The 17,298-nt window shown below is 62.4% G+C and carries 24 protein-coding genes, 1 tRNA gene and 1 pseudogene; 6 read left to right on the forward strand and 20 right to left on the reverse strand.

Annotated features, from left to right (window positions below; translation table 11 throughout):
• Positions 1-23: 23 nt before the first annotated feature.
• The 5 genes from CXR02_RS15110 to CXR02_RS15130 form a co-directional block, all read right to left on the reverse strand.
• Positions 24-647, reverse strand: coding sequence for a DUF4232 domain-containing protein (locus CXR02_RS15110; protein ID WP_104062757.1), 624 nt, complete (start codon positions 645-647; stop codon positions 24-26).
• Positions 648-751: 104 nt separating this feature from the next.
• Positions 752-1,498 carry a YcnI family protein gene (locus CXR02_RS15115; protein WP_104062727.1) on the reverse strand — a complete coding sequence of 249 codons (747 nt, stop codon included), beginning with the start codon at positions 1,496-1,498 and terminating at the stop codon, positions 752-754.
• 88 nt (positions 1,499-1,586) lie between these two features.
• Positions 1,587-2,210, reverse strand: coding sequence for a hypothetical protein (locus CXR02_RS15120; protein WP_104062728.1), 624 nt, complete (start codon positions 2,208-2,210; stop codon positions 1,587-1,589).
• Positions 2,211-2,285: 75 nt separating this feature from the next.
• The gene (locus CXR02_RS15125; RefSeq protein WP_104062729.1) at positions 2,286-3,632 is read right to left on the reverse strand and encodes a hypothetical protein; all 1,347 of its coding nucleotides are present in this window, start codon (positions 3,630-3,632) and stop codon (positions 2,286-2,288) included.
• A gap of 70 nt (positions 3,633-3,702) precedes the next feature.
• A complete protein-coding gene (locus tag CXR02_RS15130) occupies positions 3,703-4,809 on the reverse strand; it encodes a nitronate monooxygenase (protein WP_104062730.1) in 1,107 nt (368 codons plus the stop codon).
• 418 nt (positions 4,810-5,227) lie between these two features.
• Here CXR02_RS15130 and CXR02_RS15135 point away from each other — a divergent pair, with 418 nt between their 5' ends.
• Together CXR02_RS15135 and CXR02_RS15140 are read left to right on the forward strand one after the other, a co-directional pair.
• Positions 5,228-5,572: a hypothetical protein gene (locus CXR02_RS15135; protein WP_308292696.1), complete on the forward strand. Its 345-nt coding sequence runs from the start codon at positions 5,228-5,230 to the stop codon at positions 5,570-5,572.
• Between the two features lie 100 nt (positions 5,573-5,672).
• Positions 5,673-6,452: a type 1 glutamine amidotransferase domain-containing protein gene (locus tag CXR02_RS15140; protein ID WP_104062731.1), complete on the forward strand. Its 780-nt coding sequence runs from the start codon at positions 5,673-5,675 to the stop codon at positions 6,450-6,452.
• Positions 6,453-6,815: 363 nt separating this feature from the next.
• Here the strand turns inward: CXR02_RS15140 and CXR02_RS15145 are convergent, their stop codons facing one another.
• Entirely contained in the window at positions 6,816-7,109 is a 294-nt protein-coding gene (locus CXR02_RS15145; protein ID WP_146072557.1) for a hypothetical protein, read from the reverse strand.
• A gap of 108 nt (positions 7,110-7,217) precedes the next feature.
• On the opposite strand from CXR02_RS15145, the gene CXR02_RS22435 reads away from it, so the two are divergent.
• Positions 7,218-7,364, forward strand: coding sequence for a hypothetical protein (locus CXR02_RS22435; RefSeq protein WP_181037250.1), 147 nt, complete (start codon positions 7,218-7,220; stop codon positions 7,362-7,364).
• Positions 7,365-7,530: 166 nt separating this feature from the next.
• Here the strand turns inward: CXR02_RS22435 and CXR02_RS15150 are convergent, their stop codons facing one another.
• The 13 genes from CXR02_RS15150 to CXR02_RS15205 form a co-directional block, all read right to left on the reverse strand.
• Complete coding sequence (locus CXR02_RS15150) at positions 7,531-10,446, reverse strand: phage tail tape measure protein (protein WP_104062733.1); 2,916 nt, start codon at positions 10,444-10,446, stop codon at positions 7,531-7,533.
• Between the two features lie 288 nt (positions 10,447-10,734).
• Positions 10,735-10,947: a hypothetical protein gene (locus tag CXR02_RS15155; protein ID WP_104062734.1), complete on the reverse strand. Its 213-nt coding sequence runs from the start codon at positions 10,945-10,947 to the stop codon at positions 10,735-10,737.
• Positions 10,937-11,443 carry a hypothetical protein gene (locus tag CXR02_RS15160; RefSeq protein WP_104062735.1) on the reverse strand — a complete coding sequence of 169 codons (507 nt, stop codon included), beginning with the start codon at positions 11,441-11,443 and terminating at the stop codon, positions 10,937-10,939. Before CXR02_RS15160 ends, CXR02_RS15155 begins: the two co-directional genes overlap by 11 nt.
• Before the next feature lie 9 nt (positions 11,444-11,452).
• Positions 11,453-11,674, reverse strand: a complete 222-nt coding sequence (locus CXR02_RS15165) for a hypothetical protein (protein ID WP_104062736.1) — start codon at positions 11,672-11,674, stop codon at positions 11,453-11,455.
• Positions 11,675-11,908 (reverse strand): hypothetical protein, encoded by a 234-nt coding sequence (locus tag CXR02_RS15170; RefSeq protein WP_104062737.1) that lies wholly within the window; start codon positions 11,906-11,908, stop codon positions 11,675-11,677.
• A gap of 25 nt (positions 11,909-11,933) precedes the next feature.
• Positions 11,934-12,155 carry a hypothetical protein gene (locus tag CXR02_RS15175; RefSeq protein ID WP_104062738.1) on the reverse strand — a complete coding sequence of 74 codons (222 nt, stop codon included), beginning with the start codon at positions 12,153-12,155 and terminating at the stop codon, positions 11,934-11,936.
• Positions 12,152-12,334, reverse strand: coding sequence for a hypothetical protein (locus CXR02_RS15180; protein WP_104062739.1), 183 nt, complete (start codon positions 12,332-12,334; stop codon positions 12,152-12,154). Before CXR02_RS15180 ends, CXR02_RS15175 begins: the two co-directional genes overlap by 4 nt.
• Before the next feature lie 10 nt (positions 12,335-12,344).
• On the reverse strand, positions 12,345-12,941 hold the full coding sequence (locus CXR02_RS15185; protein ID WP_146072558.1) for a hypothetical protein: 597 nt from the start codon (positions 12,939-12,941) through the stop codon (positions 12,345-12,347).
• Positions 12,942-13,039: 98 nt separating this feature from the next.
• Entirely contained in the window at positions 13,040-13,210 is a 171-nt protein-coding gene (locus CXR02_RS22440) for a hypothetical protein (RefSeq protein WP_181037251.1), read from the reverse strand.
• On the reverse strand, positions 13,207-13,962 hold the full coding sequence (locus CXR02_RS15190; RefSeq protein WP_104062741.1) for a hypothetical protein: 756 nt from the start codon (positions 13,960-13,962) through the stop codon (positions 13,207-13,209). Before CXR02_RS15190 ends, CXR02_RS22440 begins: the two co-directional genes overlap by 4 nt.
• Positions 13,963-13,967: 5 nt before the next feature.
• Positions 13,968-14,330, reverse strand: coding sequence for a hypothetical protein (locus tag CXR02_RS15195; protein WP_104062742.1), 363 nt, complete (start codon positions 14,328-14,330; stop codon positions 13,968-13,970).
• A 10-nt stretch (positions 14,331-14,340) separates the two neighbouring features.
• On the reverse strand, positions 14,341-14,568 hold the full coding sequence (locus CXR02_RS15200) for a hypothetical protein (RefSeq protein WP_104062743.1): 228 nt from the start codon (positions 14,566-14,568) through the stop codon (positions 14,341-14,343).
• On the reverse strand, positions 14,565-14,768 hold the full coding sequence (locus CXR02_RS15205; RefSeq protein WP_104062744.1) for an AlpA family transcriptional regulator: 204 nt from the start codon (positions 14,766-14,768) through the stop codon (positions 14,565-14,567). The genes CXR02_RS15200 and CXR02_RS15205 overlap by 4 nt, the downstream gene beginning before the upstream one ends.
• A 123-nt stretch (positions 14,769-14,891) precedes the next feature.
• Here CXR02_RS15205 and CXR02_RS15210 point away from each other — a divergent pair, with 123 nt between their 5' ends.
• Positions 14,892-15,482 (forward strand): hypothetical protein, encoded by a 591-nt coding sequence (locus tag CXR02_RS15210; RefSeq protein ID WP_104062745.1) that lies wholly within the window; start codon positions 14,892-14,894, stop codon positions 15,480-15,482.
• Positions 15,469-16,602, forward strand: a complete 1,134-nt coding sequence (locus CXR02_RS15215) for a site-specific integrase (RefSeq protein ID WP_104062746.1) — start codon at positions 15,469-15,471, stop codon at positions 16,600-16,602. Before CXR02_RS15210 ends, CXR02_RS15215 begins: the two co-directional genes overlap by 14 nt.
• Before the next feature lie 62 nt (positions 16,603-16,664).
• Here the strand turns inward: CXR02_RS15215 and CXR02_RS15220 are convergent.
• Positions 16,665-16,754: transfer RNA gene (locus CXR02_RS15220), tRNA-Ser, on the reverse strand.
• A gap of 235 nt (positions 16,755-16,989) precedes the next feature.
• Between CXR02_RS15220 and CXR02_RS15225 the strand changes: the two are divergent.
• Positions 16,990-17,298, forward strand: a pseudogene (locus CXR02_RS15225) (endonuclease); the annotation flags it as partial.

Genomic DNA, 17,298 nt, shown 5'->3' on the forward strand with positions numbered 1-17,298 from the left:
CCCAGATCGTCGGGCCCAGAGTTTCAGGCAGGCTGGAAGGCTCCGACGCTCAGGAGGGCGATGTTCGCATTAGTGCACGCGCTGGTGGGCTGGGGCAGGAACAACGACGCTGTGTCTTCGGGCGGGTAGATGCGGTAACCGGCCGCGTCCGTCAGTGTGCAGTCGCTGTAATTCGCGGCCTGGGTGTAGCGGAGGACAGCGGTTCCGGTCTGGCCGGGCGCCAGCAGGACGTCTGCGACAGGGGTGGATTCGTCGCGGGTTGCCGCCGCACCAATCGGTGCACCGTCGGCGTTGGTGGTCAGAGATACCCCCGGGTAGCCCTTGAGCAGGCAGGGCGCCGTGCCCGTATTCGTGAGGTTCAGCTTCATGTAGACGCTGCCCGCCGCGCCCCCGCCGGACGCATCGGTAGCCGCCGACAGGGTGGCCGCTTTGCAGAGCGCGGGACCGGCCGGAGTTGCGGCGGTCGACGACGGCGACTGGGACGCGCCCGGAGACGCCGGCGTGGTGGACGGGCTGGCGGAGTTGGTCCCCGGCGTCGTCGTCCCCTGCGTCTGAGGCTGGCCCGGTCCGCAGGCGGTGAGCATCAGCGCCGCCGCCGCGACCGCCGTCGTAAAAACAAACCCTTGGGAAATGCGCAGAGACGTCATGGCATAACCTTTGTTGCTGCTGTGACGGGAGTCAACGATGCCACGGGCCATCGGGAGGATTTGATGCCCGGATCGTGATCATCCGGGCATCAAATCCCGCGATGTTACGTGGCGGAGTCCTGCCGGCGCTTCGAGCCGCTGCGTGCGAAGGCCACGCCGCCCAGGGCGAGTCCGCCGAGGCCGGCGGCAAGCCCCGCCCAGCTGCGGGCGTCGGCGTCGCTGTCAGTCACCGCGGCCGCCTGCTCGGTAGCCGGAGCCTCGGTGGTGTGCGCCGCGGAAGCAGCCGCGCCGTGGCCGTCCACTGCCGCCTCGGTGATGGTGATGGACGGCGCCGGGGCCTTCAGGGAATGCGGGTCCTGGCCGTCCTTGGCGATCTCCGACCAGTCAGTCTGCCCCGTTTCGCACGTCTGCAGCGTGGGGAAGTACAGCGTGGAGCCTGCGGCGTCGGGCAGCTTGACCGACAGCACCAGCGCATCGCGCAGCTCGTGCTCCAGCGGAGCCTTGGCCGTGTACACAATCTGACCGGTGCGCTTGGTGATGGAGGTGCCGTCGGCCAGTTTCTTCGGCTCGGCCAGCTGCTCGGTCACTTTTTCGACCGTCCAGTTGGGGTTGACCGTGGGCTGCGCGTCGTTGAGTTCGGCCGGCAAGGTGATGGTCACCTTGATTGTGCCGGACTCCTCGCAGCCGTGCGGAATGCCGAAGGTCAGCAGGGCATACGAGTTGGCGTCAGTCTTGTCCGGCTTGACGCCGACGTGGGCGGACGCACCTGCTGCTGCGGTCAGGATCAGGACGGCTGCGCCGCCGGTGGCTGCCGCAGCGGTGAGGGTGCGGCGAAGGAATGTAGTGGTCATGGGGTTGCCTTTCGGTCGCACGCCGGATGGGGGCGTGCGGAAGTACGGGGTGGGGCCCGCGGCCTGCGGAAGTGCGGTGCGGGCGGAGTCAGGAAAGTACGACGGCGGAAGGCGGGCCGCGTCGGCTGTGTTGCCTGAGGTTCCGCCAAGGGCGGAGGGGTAGAACCGCTGGAGGGCCGGGCGCCGCACGCGGTGTGCCGGCGTCGGGCGTTACTGCTTCGGGGAGCCGGACGAGGGGCCTCAGCCACGCGGCCAGTGCCCACAGCGCGGCCTCGCCCTTGGCAAGCAGGAGGGCGCACGCGCCGGTGGCGAGTGCGTGGGTCAGGAGCATCATGATCCCCGCTGAGCCGGAATCGTGGACGTGTCCGACGGCCGCGATGGCGGGGGCGGCGGCGCCGGACAGGTGGGCGTTATGGAGCCCGAGGGCAGCAGTGCTCACAGCGGTACCTGAGGAACTGAAAGCCGTGAAGGCTTCGTGCAGGATGAACTGGCCCGCGCCGAGGACGCCGAGCAGAGCTGGAAAATTGAGCCGCAGCCTCGTGGCGGAGGTGGCTGCCAGCACTGTCAGTGCGAGCACCGCCAACATGATGCCTGGGGCGGGAAGGTCGCCGCCGCCGGCCACGTGGGCGCCTGCAGCAAGTGTCAGGATTCCCGTGGACAGGGAGGCGGCGCGAAGGAAATGGAAGGGTGGCCGGGCGTGGTTGGTGCGCACGGATCCTCCTTATTTCGGTCGCCGGTGACGTCCTTCAGTCGCGTTCTTCCAGTGGTCTTCGGCGACGTTCAGATTCTACCGGCCTTTGGGCGGGCCACCGGTGTGTGACGGGCGGTGCAGCGCGATCACGTTGGACGGAGATTCTGTCGTTTCGGATGGCTCGGCTGGCAACTTCAAGAAATCCATGGCCAGGTCGAGGCACTGGATGGCGACCGGGGGAACGCGGTAATCGGTCGCCGCCTCCACCAATCCGAGTTCGGCGAGAAGGGTCAGCTTCTGCTGTGCCTTCAGGGCCGCGAACGACGCGTAGATCCCCTCGAGGCCCGTTTCTTCGAGTTCCGTGTCTTCAAGGTATATGTCCTGAAGCAAGGCGCCCTCAAGGTCCGGCGACGCCATCCGTTCGAGTTCCGCCACGGGCATCGGTTCATCGGTGGTGCCATAGGTGAGGACGGCCAGCAGTGTCCCGGCTACCGCTTCCTGGTCCCACACCTGGTCCTCGTCGGTGAGCACTCCGATCAAAAGGACCACCGACAGCATCCGGCGGATGTCCAGCCGTTCCTCAGTATTCGTGCTGTTCCAGGCGGCCACTTCCGGGCCGGGAACGGCTTTGGTGGATCCGAGCCTGATCAGGTTTGCCCCCACCAGGGCTGACCAGATCTCGCGGAGCACCGGTACGTCGTGCATGGTTCCGACTTCCAGCAACGTTTTGGGCCGGCTTTCGGCAGTTTCCAGATCGAAAAGTGGGAGGGTCCGGCTCGCGGCCCGCTTTCCACGGGCATGTACTCCTACGGCTGCGGCTGCCAGCTCGATGTCCTTAAGCCGCAAGGCACCCGTGCTGGTGATTTCCTTGCCGGTTCCGATCCAGTCAAGCAGGGAGGTGGCATGCTGGATCAGCGGCATGGCACCGAACGCAGCCTCCTGGTGGTGGTCGCTAAGGTCAGGTACCTGGATAACCGGCAATTGCGGGACAGCGGCGGCGATACCGTTTCCCAGCGCAGCATGGAGTTCCTCGAAGTCGGCGTCCGTGCCGCTCCATCGGCCGGTCCCTTTCAGGAAATGGATGTACGAGTGAAGGGCGAAGTAGATGTCGTCGAAGGCCTCATCCATGTCGTCGGGGTCCAACGACGCCGCGATTGCTCCGGCCGCCTGCTCCACGCTTTCACTGTCGATAGCGGTGGCCGAACTCGAACCGTTGATGGCGTGCTGGGCCGTGAGGAAGAGCTTGACCAATTCGAGGGACTCGAAGGAATCGACCGGGTCCGGGGCTTCAGCCGCGTTCCACCGAAGAAACTCGACAGCCATCGAGTCAATTGCCCGATGGTTCAGGACCAGCTGCAACGGCATCTTGGGGGCCGGGGGAACAGCCTTGAGGTGCCGCCGGTCCTTGTTCTTGCTCTTGGATTTGCCGGTCTTTTTGGTCAAGGATTGCCTCCGGTGTCAACGGGCGATCGTCCCACATTCGATGGCTGGGATAACCGCGGATGTATCGAGCTTACAAAACCGGGCTGCCGGCGAGCAGTTCGGCCAGGACTTCCGCGGCCGAGTCATGCCGGATCAGCGTTGTGGCCTGCCCCGCCCACAGCGACATAAGCTCCGTGTTTCCACGGGCGGCTGCCTGTGGGCGGAAGCGGCCGGTGAGCCAGTTCTGGACGGGGAACGGGGCTATTCCGGCTTCCGAGAGTCCACCCGCCGCCGGTTTGGCCTCTGACAGTTCGGCGATGATGCGGTTGGGGATGCCGCGGGCAAGCCGTCCGCTGAGGGCTCGTGTCAGCACTGTTTCCCGCGCGGCCGGGCTGTGGAGGATGGCCCGGTAGGCAGGCACGGCCGCGGATTCGCGGGTGGCCAGGAACGCCGAGCCCACCTGGACCGCGTCGGCGCCGAGGGCTCGTGCAGCAGCGTAGCCACGGCGGTCCGCAATGCCGCCGGCGGCGATGACCGGAATTCCGACGGCGTCAACCACCTGCGGAACCAAAGCAAAGGTTCCGATCAGGGACTCCTCCGCGGGCTTCAGGAACGAGACGCGGTGGCCGCCGGATTCCATGCCGCTGGCAACCACGGCATCCACGCCGCCTGCTTCCAGGGCAACGGCTTCCGCGACTGTCGTGGCAGTTCCCACCACCACGATTCCACGCCGGTGCGCCGCCTCAACCAGTTCCGGCGCGGGCACACCGAACACAAAGCTGACGACGGCGGGACCCGCCTCCAGGGTTGCCTCCACCTGCTCGTCGTAGGCGGGCAGGTAGCGGTCCGGCATGAGCGGAAGCGGCAGACCCAGTTCGTTAAAGTACGTCTTCAGGGTCCCGACGAAGTGGTCGAAATCCGGCTGGGGGAGCGAAGTGGTTTCGTCGCCGGTGGGAATCCAGAGGTTGAGGGCGAACGGCTTCGCCGTTGCCTTCTTGAGCTCGGCAGCTGTGTTCCGAATGGCGTCGGCACCGTAACCGTAGAGGCCGTAGGAACCCAGCCCGCCGCCGTCGCTCACGGCTGCTGTCAGCTCCACGGAAGACACTCCGCCGAACGGGCCTAGCACCACCGGAACGTCCGTACCGAACAGTTTGGTGACGCGGTTTGAGCTGGCTGAGGTGCTGTTCTCGGGCGTCATGCAGTGGCTCCTGGCAGGTCGACGTCGGCTTCAGGACCCAGTCTCGCAGGCCTGGCGTCCGGTGCCCAACCTGTGGCTGGGTTCAGTCTGTTTCCGGGCCTGAGCAGTAATGGCAGTCGTCGGGGCAGGTTTCGGTCACGGCTGGCTCCAAGGGATTTCGAGGCCTTTGCAGACCTGGAAGAGTCTGCGTCCGCCTATTGGCGCGATTCGTCATCGAAGTCACGGTTGGTCCTAAAGATCGGGTGCCGGTCAGGTATGCCGGTCCAATTCATCCAACCCGAAGGGCACTGGTCTGCTCAATGGAGGATGTGACCACGGTTGCCGCACCCGTTTGTGCAGGCATCCAGTAGGGCCATGTACCGCGACATTGGGGCGGGCTAGACTGCTGGCGTAAGTCGCCAACCACCTCAGGGAGCACATGATGAACTACTCAGGAACTGGCAACGAAAAAGCCACCCCCGCCAGCGAACTCAACAGGACCCACGTGGGTCAGACCGTCAGTTTTGAGCCAGACGAATTCACGCTGGTGTTCGGAAAAATCGCGGCCATTGCGCGCAAGGAAGGCGGAGTGACCATCGCCCTGCAGGGCGTCGAAGGAAGTGGCGGCCTGCAGTCCAGCTACAGCCTCCCGGGCAGTCAGCACGTCTACCTGCAGCCGGACATGCTCACCAATACCGAGTCCACCATCAAGGACCTCTTCGGCAAGGTCCAGGAAAACCTGCGCGGCGGGCACAAGGGCGATGACAGGACGGACAAGCTCTGACGGAGGAGCTGTCCGCCGACGACCCCCATCGTCCAAGACGGGCAGGGAGGGCCCGAATGTGGCTAGGCGTAGGGTGGAAGTCAGACGGAAGGAGCACTTCATGAAGAAAATCCTCATGGTACTGACTAGCGTTTCCGAGATCGGCGATACCGGAGAAAAGACCGGGTATAACGTGGCCGAGGCTGCACATCCCTGGAAGGTCTTCAAGGATTCAGGGCATTTCGTCGACTTCGCGTCCATCCAGGGCGGCCAGCCCCCGCGCGACGAGGTGGACTCAAAAGATCCCGTCCAGGTCGCCTTCACGGAGGACGAGACCACGCGCGCCGGTCTCTACAACACTGCCCGCGTCGACGTCGTTGATCCCGACCAGTACGACGCCGTTTTCCTCGTGGGAGGGCACGGCACCATGTGGGACTTCCCGGACAGCGAAGGCTTGCAGAACCTCGTAGCCAGCGTCTACAACGCCGGCGGCGTGGTGGGCGCTGTCTGTCACGGGCCGGCCGGACTGCTGAACGTCGAGTTGGCCAACGGCTTTCGGCTGGTCGAGGGCAGGAAGGTCGCTGCCTTCACCAACGACGAGGAGGTTGCCGCAGGGAAGGACAAGGTCATCCCGTTCTTTTTGGCAGACCGGCTTGAGGAGCAGGGCGCCACCCATGTCTCCGCTGGTGTCTTTGAGGAAATGGTGGTGGTCGACGACCGGCTGGTGACCGGCCAGAACCCGGCCTCAGCCGCTGGCGTGGCCAAGGAGATGGAGAAGCTCCTGGCAGAGGTCATCCACCAGGAAAAAGCCGAGGAGCAGCACGTGGCGGAGGCGCTGCGCGCCGAAAAGGACGCCGAGAAGAGCGCCAAGAAGGCGGCGGCGGCTGGGACTGAGCACTAACGCCTTCAGGGGCACTGAAACTGGCGGCCGCCCCGCGACGGGGCGGCCGCCAGCAGCCGTACGTGCGCCGGCGACCATACTGTCCAACGCATCGCCGACCTGCTTCAGGTTCGGCGCTGCACGATGTACGGCCACCTCAACAAATCAAGGGGCCAAGTTTGCGGCAAAACAAAACCCCCGCTTCCCTTTGTTTATGAAGGGAAACAGGGGCCTTGCTACTTGGCGGTGACGGTGGGATTTGAAACCTCTCCAGTGCCATAGCTGGCATGAAAATTCGCTAGAATTCGCGGAATTGCAGCTACATGAATCACGGTAAATCACGCCTGATGTGGGCAAAATGTGGGCAGGATGTGGGCATCGGTCCTACTCCGGGCCCTTGATCGTTGCCTCGATTAGATCCTCAGTTAAGGCATCTATCAGTTCCTTCGCGTCATCGATGACGATCTGGAGGGCACGCGGGCTGAGGTTACGCTGCCGCAGCGCCGTCGGGATCGTGCGGAGCGATTGCCTAATGTCGGTCAGAAATTCCGCGTCGGTCGGCGTCCATTCGACGGGCTCCCGGTTTCGGTACGCCTTCTGGCGGCAGGCAGCGGAGCAGAACTTACGGTCAGCGCGGCCCATCATGACCTTGCCGCAAACTGTGCACTTGGTTTCCATATCCGTAACGTTACAGCTATCCGTAACGTTACGCAATTGGGATTTAGCACGCCTATGCTGTTTCACGCTCCATTGCTTACCTGCTCAGTCCGTGGTTAGATCAGGCGCATGGGGATCAAATTGGGGAAAAACGGCAAACTTCCGGGCGAGACTCTTATTGGAATCGGGATCATGTTCTGCTTCCTGAGTGTGTTGCTCTTCGTAATGGGCTCGCTCAGCGGTGCAACGAACGGATTCATTCTTGGCGGCGGCTGAGTCCTTGGGCTGCTGATTATCTGCGTGGGCTACTTGAAACGCATATCGGCGGCGCTTATGGCTTCAGTTCAAGTTGAGGCCGCGGCGCCAGCCGCCAAGCTCTAATTCACACCAAAGCGAAAGCCCCCGTCAGGAATGATCCTGACGGGGGCTCTCTCGTTGTGCCCTAGGCGATTAGGCCGCTGAGCTTCCGCTGAACGCTCATTGCGGTAGCTATGGGGTCGTACTGCTCCGTGATGTTGATTGCCCCTACATTGACGTCCCCGCGCCCGGTGGGGGCTGCAGCAGCAACCATCTGTCGCTGTGGTGCGGCTGCCGGCGCGTACTGGAATCCGGCGCGGAGGGGTTGCGTATCCCCGCCGTTGAGCCGGTCCAAGTTCCCATAACCAATCGCCTTAGCCGCAGACGCCTTTATAACGAACTCATCCTTGGAGAGCATGACGGGAACCGAGTCCGACAGTGAGGTGCCAGGGCCATAGACGCGGCCACCTGTAGCCATACCGCCGCGGAGTGAGCCGTTTTGCCTGCCTCCGTCACCAGACCCCATGCCGCCCGGATCCTCGATGGTTTTCTTAAGGGTTGTCTCGTGGAGGTTGGCGTACATGTCGATAACGCGGCCGTCGAGCCCGTCAGCCTTGCCTTTGATCCCGTCGAGCGTGGCGCTGGCGTGGTCAGCGATCCACGCATCAATGTTCACGTTCTTCGGAATGCCAAGCGCCTTACGCGCCATCGTGTCCGCCTCGTCGCCAGTAATGCCAAGCTGTTCCGCAGCCTTGATGAGATCGCCGTAACTGGTACGCAACGCACCCTGCATTCCCTCTTGTGCCGCGGTGGCGCCTTGGGTTGCGAAGGTCTCTGTTGCGGTGGCCTCCATGGCCGTCATCGCAGCCTGTGCCAGGCTGTTGTAGGCCGACTGGTTAGCTCGGCCCGCCTCGGTGTTGATATCCAGCGTCGTGCCGTTCTTGATCACAGAGTCAGTCATCTTGTCGATGGCGTCCTGGTAGCCGATAGCGGCGTCAGAAGCAGACAGGGAAAGCAGCCCAGCGCTAAACAGCGAAGCAGCGAAGGCTGCGATGTCGCTAACCGCGCCGCTAGCGCTCAGTCCCACCTTCTCAAGAGCCCCGGCCATCTCTTCGGTGATCGGCTTGGCGTTGCCCGCCTTGGTGGTGTAGTTTTCCACCGCCGTAGTAGCGCCGGCCATCGACGCCGGGACCTTGCCCATGGCGAAGTCGAGAAGATCCTGCTCAGAGAGCGTCACGCCCGCCTGAGTAGCGAGGCCCATAAGAGCGTCCTTGTATCCGGGAACAGCCTCTAGCGCCTCCCTGGCGCCCTGCCCGTTCTTCTCGAACTCTTTCGTGAGCTCCTGGAAGGACTTGGCGGCAGTTTCCGCCGCGCCGTTCTTGGCTAGGTTACCCATCGCGTTGCCCAAGCCATCGAACTTTTCACGCACCTGTCCAAGGTCATTCTTAGCGGATCCGGTCCATGCGAACATGGCATCGAGACTGTCCTGAACACCAGCGGGAATGTGCGGGTTCGTGAGTTCCTTCACCGCCCCGGCCATATCCTGGATATCCGGGCCTTCGCCCTTGAACTTGTCCCAGCTCTTGAATACCGCATCGAGCCCGGATGCATCGGAAGATCCAGCGGCCTTGCCAACCGCCAGCAATGCCTGCCCGTACTCTTCGGCGGACGTGATGTTCTTCTCGGTGAACAATGCATTGACCACCTGCATTGCTACTAGCGCACCAGCGGCGAGGCCGGCAGCCTTCGCTACCTTGCCGATACCAGCAGCGGCACGCGGTGAAGACGAAGCAAGTGCAGACATCGAGCCGCGGAACTCCATGACCCTAGGCAGGGCCGTCATGAGCCCGCCGCCTAGCAACAGCGCCCCGCCAGCGATACCAGCGATGCCGGCGCCAGCATTCAGAACCGGGGTAGGGATCTTTCCGAAGGCGTCCACGAGATCCTCAGCGCTTTGCACGAGGCCGCGCAACGACTCGGCTACCCCGCCGCCACTCTTGATCAGTAGGGAGTCAAATGAGCCACCCAGCTTCTCGAGGTCACCAGCTAAATTGTCGGTCTTGATCGATGCCGTCACGGCCGCATAGCCCTGATCGTTTACCTTGTCGGTCCAATCAGAGATGCCTTTTGCGCCCTGCTCATAGAGGACGTTCGCAGCGCGCACGGCATCCGAGCCGAACATGACGCCCATGGCGGCGTTACGCGCCTCCGGCGTCAGGTCCTTCATCGAGTCCTTGAGGTTCTGCGAGAACTTTGACAGCCCAATGAACTCGCCTTGCGCGTCATACGCGCTGATTCCGAGCTCCTCCATGGTGCCCGCAGCCTCCTTGGACTGCGGTGTGAGGCGCTGCAACATCGTCTTCATGGACGTGCCCGCATCGGAGCCAGTCAGGCCCGCAGAAGCGAACGCAGCGAGTCCGCCTGTCGTCTCCTCGATAGTCAGGCCGGTAGATGCGGCGACAAGTCCGGTCTGATTGAGAGCAGCCCCGAGATCCTGGACCGAGCCCTGAGCCTTGCCGGCGCCGGCAGCCAGGAGGTCCGCAAGGTGAGGGATGTCATCGCCGGAAAGCTTGAACTGCGTAAGAGCAGATGCCGCGATCTCGGCAGCCTCACCAACACCCAGTGATCCGGCGGCAGCCAGGGACAGTGCGCCGGTCAGACCGCCACCAAGAATGTCCTTGGTAGATACGCCAGCCTTCGCCAGTTCATCAATGCCCTTCGCCGCTTCCTTGGCAGAGAATGCAGTGTCAGCGCCGGCGTCAATAGCGGCCTCCCGCAGGAGTTCCATGTTCCCGGCAGTTTCATGCGTTGACGCCTGCACCTCTGCCATGGCCGAGTCAAATTCCATGAAAGACTTCACCGCGAGTCCGACGCCAGCCAGCATCGCGCCCCCAAGGATCATTGACGCCTTGCCCACGCGGTCCAGGTTCTGCTCATTGTCACGGGCAAACGCTGCCGTGCGATCTGCGAAATCTGTGGTCGCCTGCTGCGCCGTCTTCATGTTGGAGACGAAATTGGATACCTTCGCCTCGATGGCTATTGAAATACTTCTATCTGCCATGATTCACTTCTCTTTCCGTTGCTTGAAACTGCCTTCTTGTTGAATGCTCGAAAACTTTGAACCCTCCGCAGGACCTAAAGACCCCACCAGCGGTGGGGTGCAGGGGGTCCGTTTGGGGGTATGGCCCCAGGGGGTGCCGGGTGCGCGGTGGCCGTCGCTTGTGCTTGTCGTCGTGGCTCCTACGCACCCGGCGCCGTGTGGCGCTGGTGCAGTGTTCTGACTGCCCATCACTTCCGTTCTCAGCTCACCCTTGTGGACTGCGGTGGTGTTGACGCCTGACCATGGGGGTTACTGCTGGGGTTGGACCACTTCGGAGACCTTGCGGCCATCCGGGAGTGTGGGTTCCAGGTTCATCAGCACGGGGTTGCCGAGCGCGTCCCTTGCTGTCGGGTGCTGCACTGTGTGAATGGGCATGCGTACTGTGTCCAGCGTCCCGTCCGGGTTGCGCGGCATGTACGGGTAATCGCCGTTGGGTCCGGGATCGAGTGCGTCATTTGCCATGGCTGGCCTCCAGCCAGGCGGCGGCATCTTCGTAGCTGGTGGGGATCTCGGGGCCGATGGCGTCTTCGTAGCTGTTAATTCCGTTGCGCTGGGCGAGCCGTTCGCACTGCGAGTTGAGCCATTCGGGGAACTTCACGTCAGCGATGCGCAGGTCTGGCGGTGTCGGGCCGGTGTACTCGGGCACCCGGTTGATGGAGGCCTGAGCGGATGACCGTAGGTGGTAGCGCGCCCACCGTGAGGCGTGCCAGTTGGTGTATCCGATGAACGCCCCGGCGAGGTCGCCGTCACTGACTGCTTTCTCTGCGGCGGTGATGGCGGCGGCGCCGTCTTCTTCCAGCTTGGTTTCCGTTTCCTTGTAGGTCCGGAGGATTTCTTTTGACCATTCCTTCTGGGCGGCGGTTACTACGTCGGCGCGGCGCTGGCCCTCGGCCTGTTCCTGCTGGCGGCGGCTTTCGAGTTCCTGGGCGAGTTCTTCAGTGCTGAGTTTGATAGTCATGATGGTTCTCTACTTTCCGTTGGTGATCTGCTGGTGCGCGGTTTTTGCTTGGTCCAGGTAACCGAGCGCCATATGCATGTTCGGGCTGAGCTTGATGCCTTCGGTCTGCATGCGCTGAAAGTTCGCGTACTCGGCCTGGGCTGCCGGCGTCCATGACGCGGCCTTGTCTTCGAGCTGGCGGGCCTCGTAGCGCTCTGCGGGGCTGGTGTGGTCGGTGCTGTCGCTGTACATTCAGATGCTCCTTGAATTGGTGGTGTTGTTGTGGGCGTCTACTGAATCAGCCAGCTGGTTGGCGAGGCGCAGGGCGGCGGAGATGGGAATAACGCCTTGGATCTTGCCCGCGCTGCGGATAACGACGCCGGGCTCCTGTTCACCGGATGGCGCCGTGAGAAGTGCAGGGTTAGCGCGGAACCTTTCGGCCTGCATCATGTTGTGCTGGTAGCTGGCAGCCTTGCTAATGAACATCAGTTCTCCTGTTCGGTGTGGTTGCTCATACGTCGGCTTCCAGTTCCCGGACCCGCTGGCGGCTCTGTGCAAGCTCTTGGCTGAGTTCGGATACCTTGGCCAGGACTGTGGCCGTGACGCCCATCCAGTGCCCGATCTGGGTTTCCGCGTCAGCGTCAGCCGGGGGTAGGTTCTCGCGGAGGAAGGTGAGTACGTCGGGATCAACTGCGGAGGTTATCCGGGGGTCTGAGAGGAAGGCGTCGTTCATTCTCCGGCCTCCGTCTGCTTTGTCGCGGGCGTGATGGGCTCGCCCCATGGGATGCCGCGTGGAATCGGGTTCGGGGCGCCTGGGGCTGCGGGTGGCGGGGCTTCGAAGGTCAGCGGGGCTTCAGGTGACACATTTGTTTCAGGTGCCGGGGCGGTGGGTTCGGGCGTCTGAGTGGTCATGGTCTATCTCCTACTTCAGGTAAAGGGCAGTGGCGGCAATGCTGGCCTGATTGGCTGCGGCTTCGGCCCACGTGCTGAGGCCGGCGCGGGTGGCGACACCTACCGTGATGGTCTGCCCGCCTGACAGGCCGGTAAGCGTGGTGTTGAACGGGGAGGCTAGCCCGGCGCCTAATCCGGCGGGGGCGGAAGTGTAGAGCTCTCCGCCGTTGACGGTCTGCACCACAGCGGCCACATAGAGGTAATCCGCGGCGGCGCCGCTATTCGTGCCCATGGCCGTCGCGTTGGCAATCACTATCGCCTGAGTGAATCCAGCCGGGACAGTCAACGTCACAGAAGCCCGAACGGTTGAGGTGGTGGTGATCGCGTAGTTAGAAATGCCGTTGCTCGCCGTGCCGGTCTGGACGGGGTTAGCAAGGGCGTCATTGTTGATGATTCCCGCGGGAAGTCCGAGCGTGCCGGTCACATCGAACCCGCCAGCTACGGGCTTGATGCCCATAGGGCTGAACGGGTTAGCGGCGCGGTCCTGCTGCATCTGGCGCTTGAGGTCGGCGATCTCACGCGGGATCCAGTCGTCCCCTCTTAGTCCGAACATTCCTGGCTGTGCCATTATTTACTGTCCTTTTCGTTGGTGGGTCTCGCGGAGGGTGTCGCAGAGTTCGATGTACTGCGAGCGGGTCAGATTCATGACGGCAACCGACGGGGGCTTCATGCGGCCCGGATCTTTTCGCATGGCGTGTAATTCAGCCACGCCTCATCCATGGAACGTGTGTAGCCGGCGGGGTAGCCGTTGTGCTCGTGGCAGTCGTCGCACGTGGTGCGGCCATCGCCACTGAGCCCGATGCAGTCGTCTGTCTCGCAGGGAATTGAAAACATCACGCGGCCCTCGATTCAGGGAAGGCGGCGATCCACATTCTCTTGGCCTGGTTCGGCGTCACGCCGGCCACTGCAACGAGCTCTGCCTCTGACCTGATGCCCCGGGAGTCGATCTTCTGACGCCACCCAATTGCATTGGGTTCGGTGGGGTAAGCGGGCTCGATAGCGTTTCCCGGTTCATCACTTGAACTACTGGGAGTAACAACTACCTTCTCTAGGCCAGTCCTGTCCCTTTCGGTTTCACTTCCGCTTGGCGATTCGATACGCGGTTCGGTTTTTCCCCTTGAATTGGCGGGGTTTTCGTTGCCCTGCTTCATGGCGTTTTGTTCTTCCCTCGAAAAAACCTCGGTTATCTCTTCGGTTTTCGATTCGCTTAGCGATTCGGTTAGCGAATGGGTTTCAAGGTTGGTGACGTCCTGGACCTGCTCCCGCGTCTTGCCCTTGGGTCTGCCACCTTTTCCGCCGTTCTGTCGGTTGATCTCCTGCTGCTTGATTACCGCTTCACGGGTGCGCTGGTACTGGGCGTGGTGCCTGATCACATAGGCGGTGCCAACGTCCAGCCAAAAGCCCTGGTCCAGCAGCTCCGTAACAGCCTCGGGCTTCTTAGCGAACCTGCCGACGTCTTCCTTGGGGACGCACAAATCAAGCAACTTTCGGTTGCTCCATATCAGCCCGTCCGAATGCAGCCGGTAGGCCTCATCTGAGAGCACCCAGCAGTCGTCGGTAAAGTCGTCGCTGAGTTTTGTCCAAGTCATCTAGGTCAGCCCTCCGTAGCCTCAGCGGCAGCGATCTTGGAAGCAACCGCGGTTAGGTCCGCCGCGAGCTGGAGAGCCTCAGCGGGTGTGATGTTCGCGTAAGTCGGCCGCTCGTGGTCGGCCATCCACACCTCGATTGAGCGAGCGCCGCCGTTGGAGTTCCATGTCCATGCCGGTGTGATGATCCAGCGGCGGCTCATTGTCTCTGGGCCGATCCACCGAGTGTCGGACTTGGGGGCCAGGGTGTAGCCGGCGGGCGGCATGGGGATCGGGCCGAGCAACTCCAGCAGTTCCGCCGCCGTCATGCCCAGCTTCTCGGCCATGTCTGCGAGGTCTCGCACGGTGACTGGGTACTTGGTAGTGTTCATGGTGAATCTCCTAGGAATGGGTTGGTTCTTCGGCCGTGACGGACTTTGGCGAGGCGTCACGGTCTTTTTCTTTCTTCAGGGCAACTTTGCAAGCTTTGGCCGGCGTGATCCCCTTGACCCGATAAGGGTTTTTCGCGGCAACCGCGGCGTCATTCAGCGGTCCCTCATGGCTGGTGCCATGCCAGTACCCGGACTCCCACGCCGCGGCGAGGTCGGCCTCGGTGTAGACCTTGCTCACGCCGTGGCCCTTTCGCTGGTGCACTGCATGGTGTTGGCGGCAAGCCACACGTTCACGTCGGACATGCTGTAACGAACAGCCTTCGCTCCGAGCTTGATGAACTTGGGGCCGATACCCCGGTATCGCATCTGGGCAAGTGCGCCGGTGGTTGTGCCGAATATCTCGGCTAATGCTGCGGGGGAAACCAGCTCTTCAGTCATTCCGTGCCTCCTTGTGGTTCAGTCTTGACAAGAGAGACTCTACTGATGTGAGTCACGACTGTCAAACGTGAATCACCTAGGGCCTTGGTTGTCGTCGGTGAACCACTCTGCAACAATGACGGCATGAGTGAAGTTGAACTAGATTCCACGTACGTGCCAGACGAGGGGTTCGAGAGCTTCCCGCTGGGTTCGGTACAAATTGATCTACCTGGGCTGCTGACGATTGCCAACGTGCCAGTTGAGGGTCAAAGCGTCTCCTTCCGAGTCGATTGGATTGACGGCGTAGGTGTGCGGCCTACGGCAATCACGGTCACATCCACGCGAGGGGAAGAAGTCACGTCTACGGACCTCCGCAACGTGAACGCCAAAAACCTTTACCGCGCCGCGATTGTGAAGCACGTGACCTATCAGCGAATGTTTCTAGTCGATGGGGAGGAGTGGGACGGCAAGATTATGCGCGAGAGTCCACTCCGGCTTCCTGACGATGTTCTGGAGAAGCTCCGCCTCCAGGGGCCCAGGTACGCAACCTTGAGCTATGTGGTGGATATGTACATGTTCGCGGACTCTATTGGTCTGGCTCCGGCGTTGTACGTCCAGCAAATGTTCGCTACCGAGCACCTTGATCCATTACCTAGGACTACGGCCACCAAGTGGATAAAAAAGGCGCGGGATATGGGCCTGTTTGAAGAGTGGTTCGAGCATGGCGACGATTGAGCCCTATGAGACGACGGCGGGCAAGCGATACAGGGTCCGCTATCGGAAGCCTGACCGTACGCAGACGGATAAACGGGGGTTTCGGACTAAGCGTGACGCTGAGTTATTCCTCGCCTCTGTCGAGGTTTCTAAGGCCCGCGGGGAGTTCGTAGACGCTACCGCCGCTCGGGCGCTGGTGGGGCCTCTGGGCACCTTATGGTTGGCGCGCCAGACTCATCTGAAGCCGTCGTCATACCGGCCGGTTGAATCGGCGTGGCGGAATCATGTCCTGCCGACGTGGGGTCATGTAGCGGTGGCCGATGTTCAGAAGACGGCGGTTCAGCAATGGGTTTCTGAGATGTCGCTGGGGGACCTGAAGGCAACGCCGCCGCGGAATCCGAAGGGCGCGACTCTGGTTATTCGGGCCTACGGTGTGCTTGCTGCCGTCCTTGATGATGCCGTGAGCGACCGGCGGACCATGACTAATCCGGCGCGGGGCATATCGCTGCCCCGGAAGGTGAAGAAGCCTCACGTCTACCTCAGTCACGATCAGGTGCACGAGCTGGCGGCGGCGAGCAAGTACCCCACATTGGTCCTGGTGCTGGCCTACTGCGGGATGCGGTGGGGCGAGGCGACTGGCCTGCGGGTAAAACACCTGGACATGCTGCGGCGCCGGTTCCTGATCGAGGAAAACGCGGTGCAGGTTGGCTCTGTGATCGAGGTCGGCACTCCGAAGAACCATAAGAAACGGACAGTGCCTTTCCCGCGGTTCTTGGGGGAGCGGTTGGCGCAGCAGTGCGAGGGTAAGGGCCGTGACGATCTGGTGTTCCCGGGCCCCGATGGGCACCACCTGCGGCTTGCCCGCGTGCACGAGGACAATATGAGTTGGTTTGCCGGCGCTGTAAAGCGGTCTGGTGTTCCAAGGATCACTCCGCACGACTTAAGGCACTCGGCGGCGAGCTTCGCCGTGTCTGCTGGCGCTAACGTCAAAGCAGTGCAGAAGATGCTCGGTCACAGCTCGGCAGCCATGACTCTGGACGTGTACGCGGATCTGTTTGACGGGGATCTTGACTCTGTTTCGGACGCACTGGATCACGCCGTATCTCTGGCAAGTGTGGGCAAAATGTGGGCAAACACCTGATTCATGGGAAAGCAAAAGGCCCTACTCCCCTTTGTTTACAAGGGGAGTAGGGCCTTTCTCATTGGCGGTGACGGTGGGATTTGAACCCACGTTGGCTTTGACACCAAACAACATTTCGAGTGTTGCACCTTCGGCCGCTCGGACACGTCACCAACCTGAATAGGTTACCGGAGCATACCGCCCATCCACAAAACGGCAGGCATTCAGCCCCCGGATGGTGCAAAGGGACATCTATGCCCACGCCAGCGTCCGAGGACACGATGGGCCCTGCAGGATTCTGCTCGGCTGGTCGAGTGGACGCATGCTGGGGGGCATGTAGCGGCAGGGTTATGCACATAGGCATTCAGCCTCGCCGTTATTGTCAGCCCCTCGCGGGATGATTTGGGTATGGATAGCAGAGCGGCTGTGGCGACGGCGGAGGCCCTTTCGGTGTCTTTCGCTGAGCTTGCGGTGGTGCTCCGGGACGGGACCGATTCCGGCTGTTCCGGGGAGGCTGATCCGATGCGCCGGGTGGCGGATGGTTTCCTGGACGGGCTGGCCGAGATCTCACGGCTGGACGCGAAAAGTGCCGCCCTGAAGGCCTGGCTGGCTGCCGGTTACGCCGCCGCTGCCGAGGCTTTGGCGGGCCCTGCAACGTCGCCCGAGGACCATACCGGGCAGGAGATGGCCATGGTCGCGGAGGTCGCGTGTGCCCTG

Origin of the sequence: Arthrobacter sp. 4R501 (genome assembly GCF_002929755.1) — a bacterium.
Taxonomy (GTDB): domain Bacteria; phylum Actinomycetota; class Actinomycetes; order Actinomycetales; family Micrococcaceae; genus Arthrobacter.

Excerpts from the sequence above, each read along its gene's own strand:
- CXR02_RS15110 (WP_104062757.1), bottom strand. The coding sequence starts at position 647 with ATGACGTCTCTGCGCATTTCCCAAGGGTTTGTTTTTACGACGGCGGTC.
- CXR02_RS15115 (WP_104062727.1), bottom strand. The coding sequence starts at position 1,498 with ATGACCACTACATTCCTTCGCCGCACCCTCACCGCTGCGGCAGCCACC.
- CXR02_RS15130 (WP_104062730.1), bottom strand. The coding sequence starts at position 4,809 with ATGACGCCCGAGAACAGCACCTCAGCCAGCTCAAACCGCGTCACCAAA.
- CXR02_RS15135 (WP_308292696.1), top strand. The coding sequence starts at position 5,228 with ATGATGAACTACTCAGGAACTGGCAACGAAAAAGCCACCCCCGCCAGC.
- CXR02_RS15140 (WP_104062731.1), top strand. The coding sequence starts at position 5,673 with ATGAAGAAAATCCTCATGGTACTGACTAGCGTTTCCGAGATCGGCGAT.
- CXR02_RS15145 (WP_146072557.1), bottom strand. The coding sequence starts at position 7,109 with ATGGAAACCAAGTGCACAGTTTGCGGCAAGGTCATGATGGGCCGCGCT.
- CXR02_RS22435 (WP_181037250.1), top strand. The coding sequence starts at position 7,218 with ATGGGGATCAAATTGGGGAAAAACGGCAAACTTCCGGGCGAGACTCTT.
- CXR02_RS15150 (WP_104062733.1), bottom strand. The coding sequence starts at position 10,446 with ATGGCAGATAGAAGTATTTCAATAGCCATCGAGGCGAAGGTATCCAAT.
- CXR02_RS15155 (WP_104062734.1), bottom strand. The coding sequence starts at position 10,947 with ATGGCAAATGACGCACTCGATCCCGGACCCAACGGCGATTACCCGTAC.
- CXR02_RS15160 (WP_104062735.1), bottom strand. The coding sequence starts at position 11,443 with ATGACTATCAAACTCAGCACTGAAGAACTCGCCCAGGAACTCGAAAGC.
- CXR02_RS15165 (WP_104062736.1), bottom strand. The coding sequence starts at position 11,674 with ATGTACAGCGACAGCACCGACCACACCAGCCCCGCAGAGCGCTACGAG.
- CXR02_RS15170 (WP_104062737.1), bottom strand. The coding sequence starts at position 11,908 with ATGTTCATTAGCAAGGCTGCCAGCTACCAGCACAACATGATGCAGGCC.
- CXR02_RS15175 (WP_104062738.1), bottom strand. The coding sequence starts at position 12,155 with ATGAACGACGCCTTCCTCTCAGACCCCCGGATAACCTCCGCAGTTGAT.
- CXR02_RS15180 (WP_104062739.1), bottom strand. The coding sequence starts at position 12,334 with ATGACCACTCAGACGCCCGAACCCACCGCCCCGGCACCTGAAACAAAT.
- CXR02_RS15185 (WP_146072558.1), bottom strand. The coding sequence starts at position 12,941 with ATGGCACAGCCAGGAATGTTCGGACTAAGAGGGGACGACTGGATCCCG.
- CXR02_RS15190 (WP_104062741.1), bottom strand. The coding sequence starts at position 13,962 with ATGACTTGGACAAAACTCAGCGACGACTTTACCGACGACTGCTGGGTG.
- CXR02_RS15195 (WP_104062742.1), bottom strand. The coding sequence starts at position 14,330 with ATGAACACTACCAAGTACCCAGTCACCGTGCGAGACCTCGCAGACATG.
- CXR02_RS15205 (WP_104062744.1), bottom strand. The coding sequence starts at position 14,768 with ATGACTGAAGAGCTGGTTTCCCCCGCAGCATTAGCCGAGATATTCGGC.
- CXR02_RS15210 (WP_104062745.1), top strand. The coding sequence starts at position 14,892 with ATGAGTGAAGTTGAACTAGATTCCACGTACGTGCCAGACGAGGGGTTC.
- CXR02_RS15215 (WP_104062746.1), top strand. The coding sequence starts at position 15,469 with ATGGCGACGATTGAGCCCTATGAGACGACGGCGGGCAAGCGATACAGG.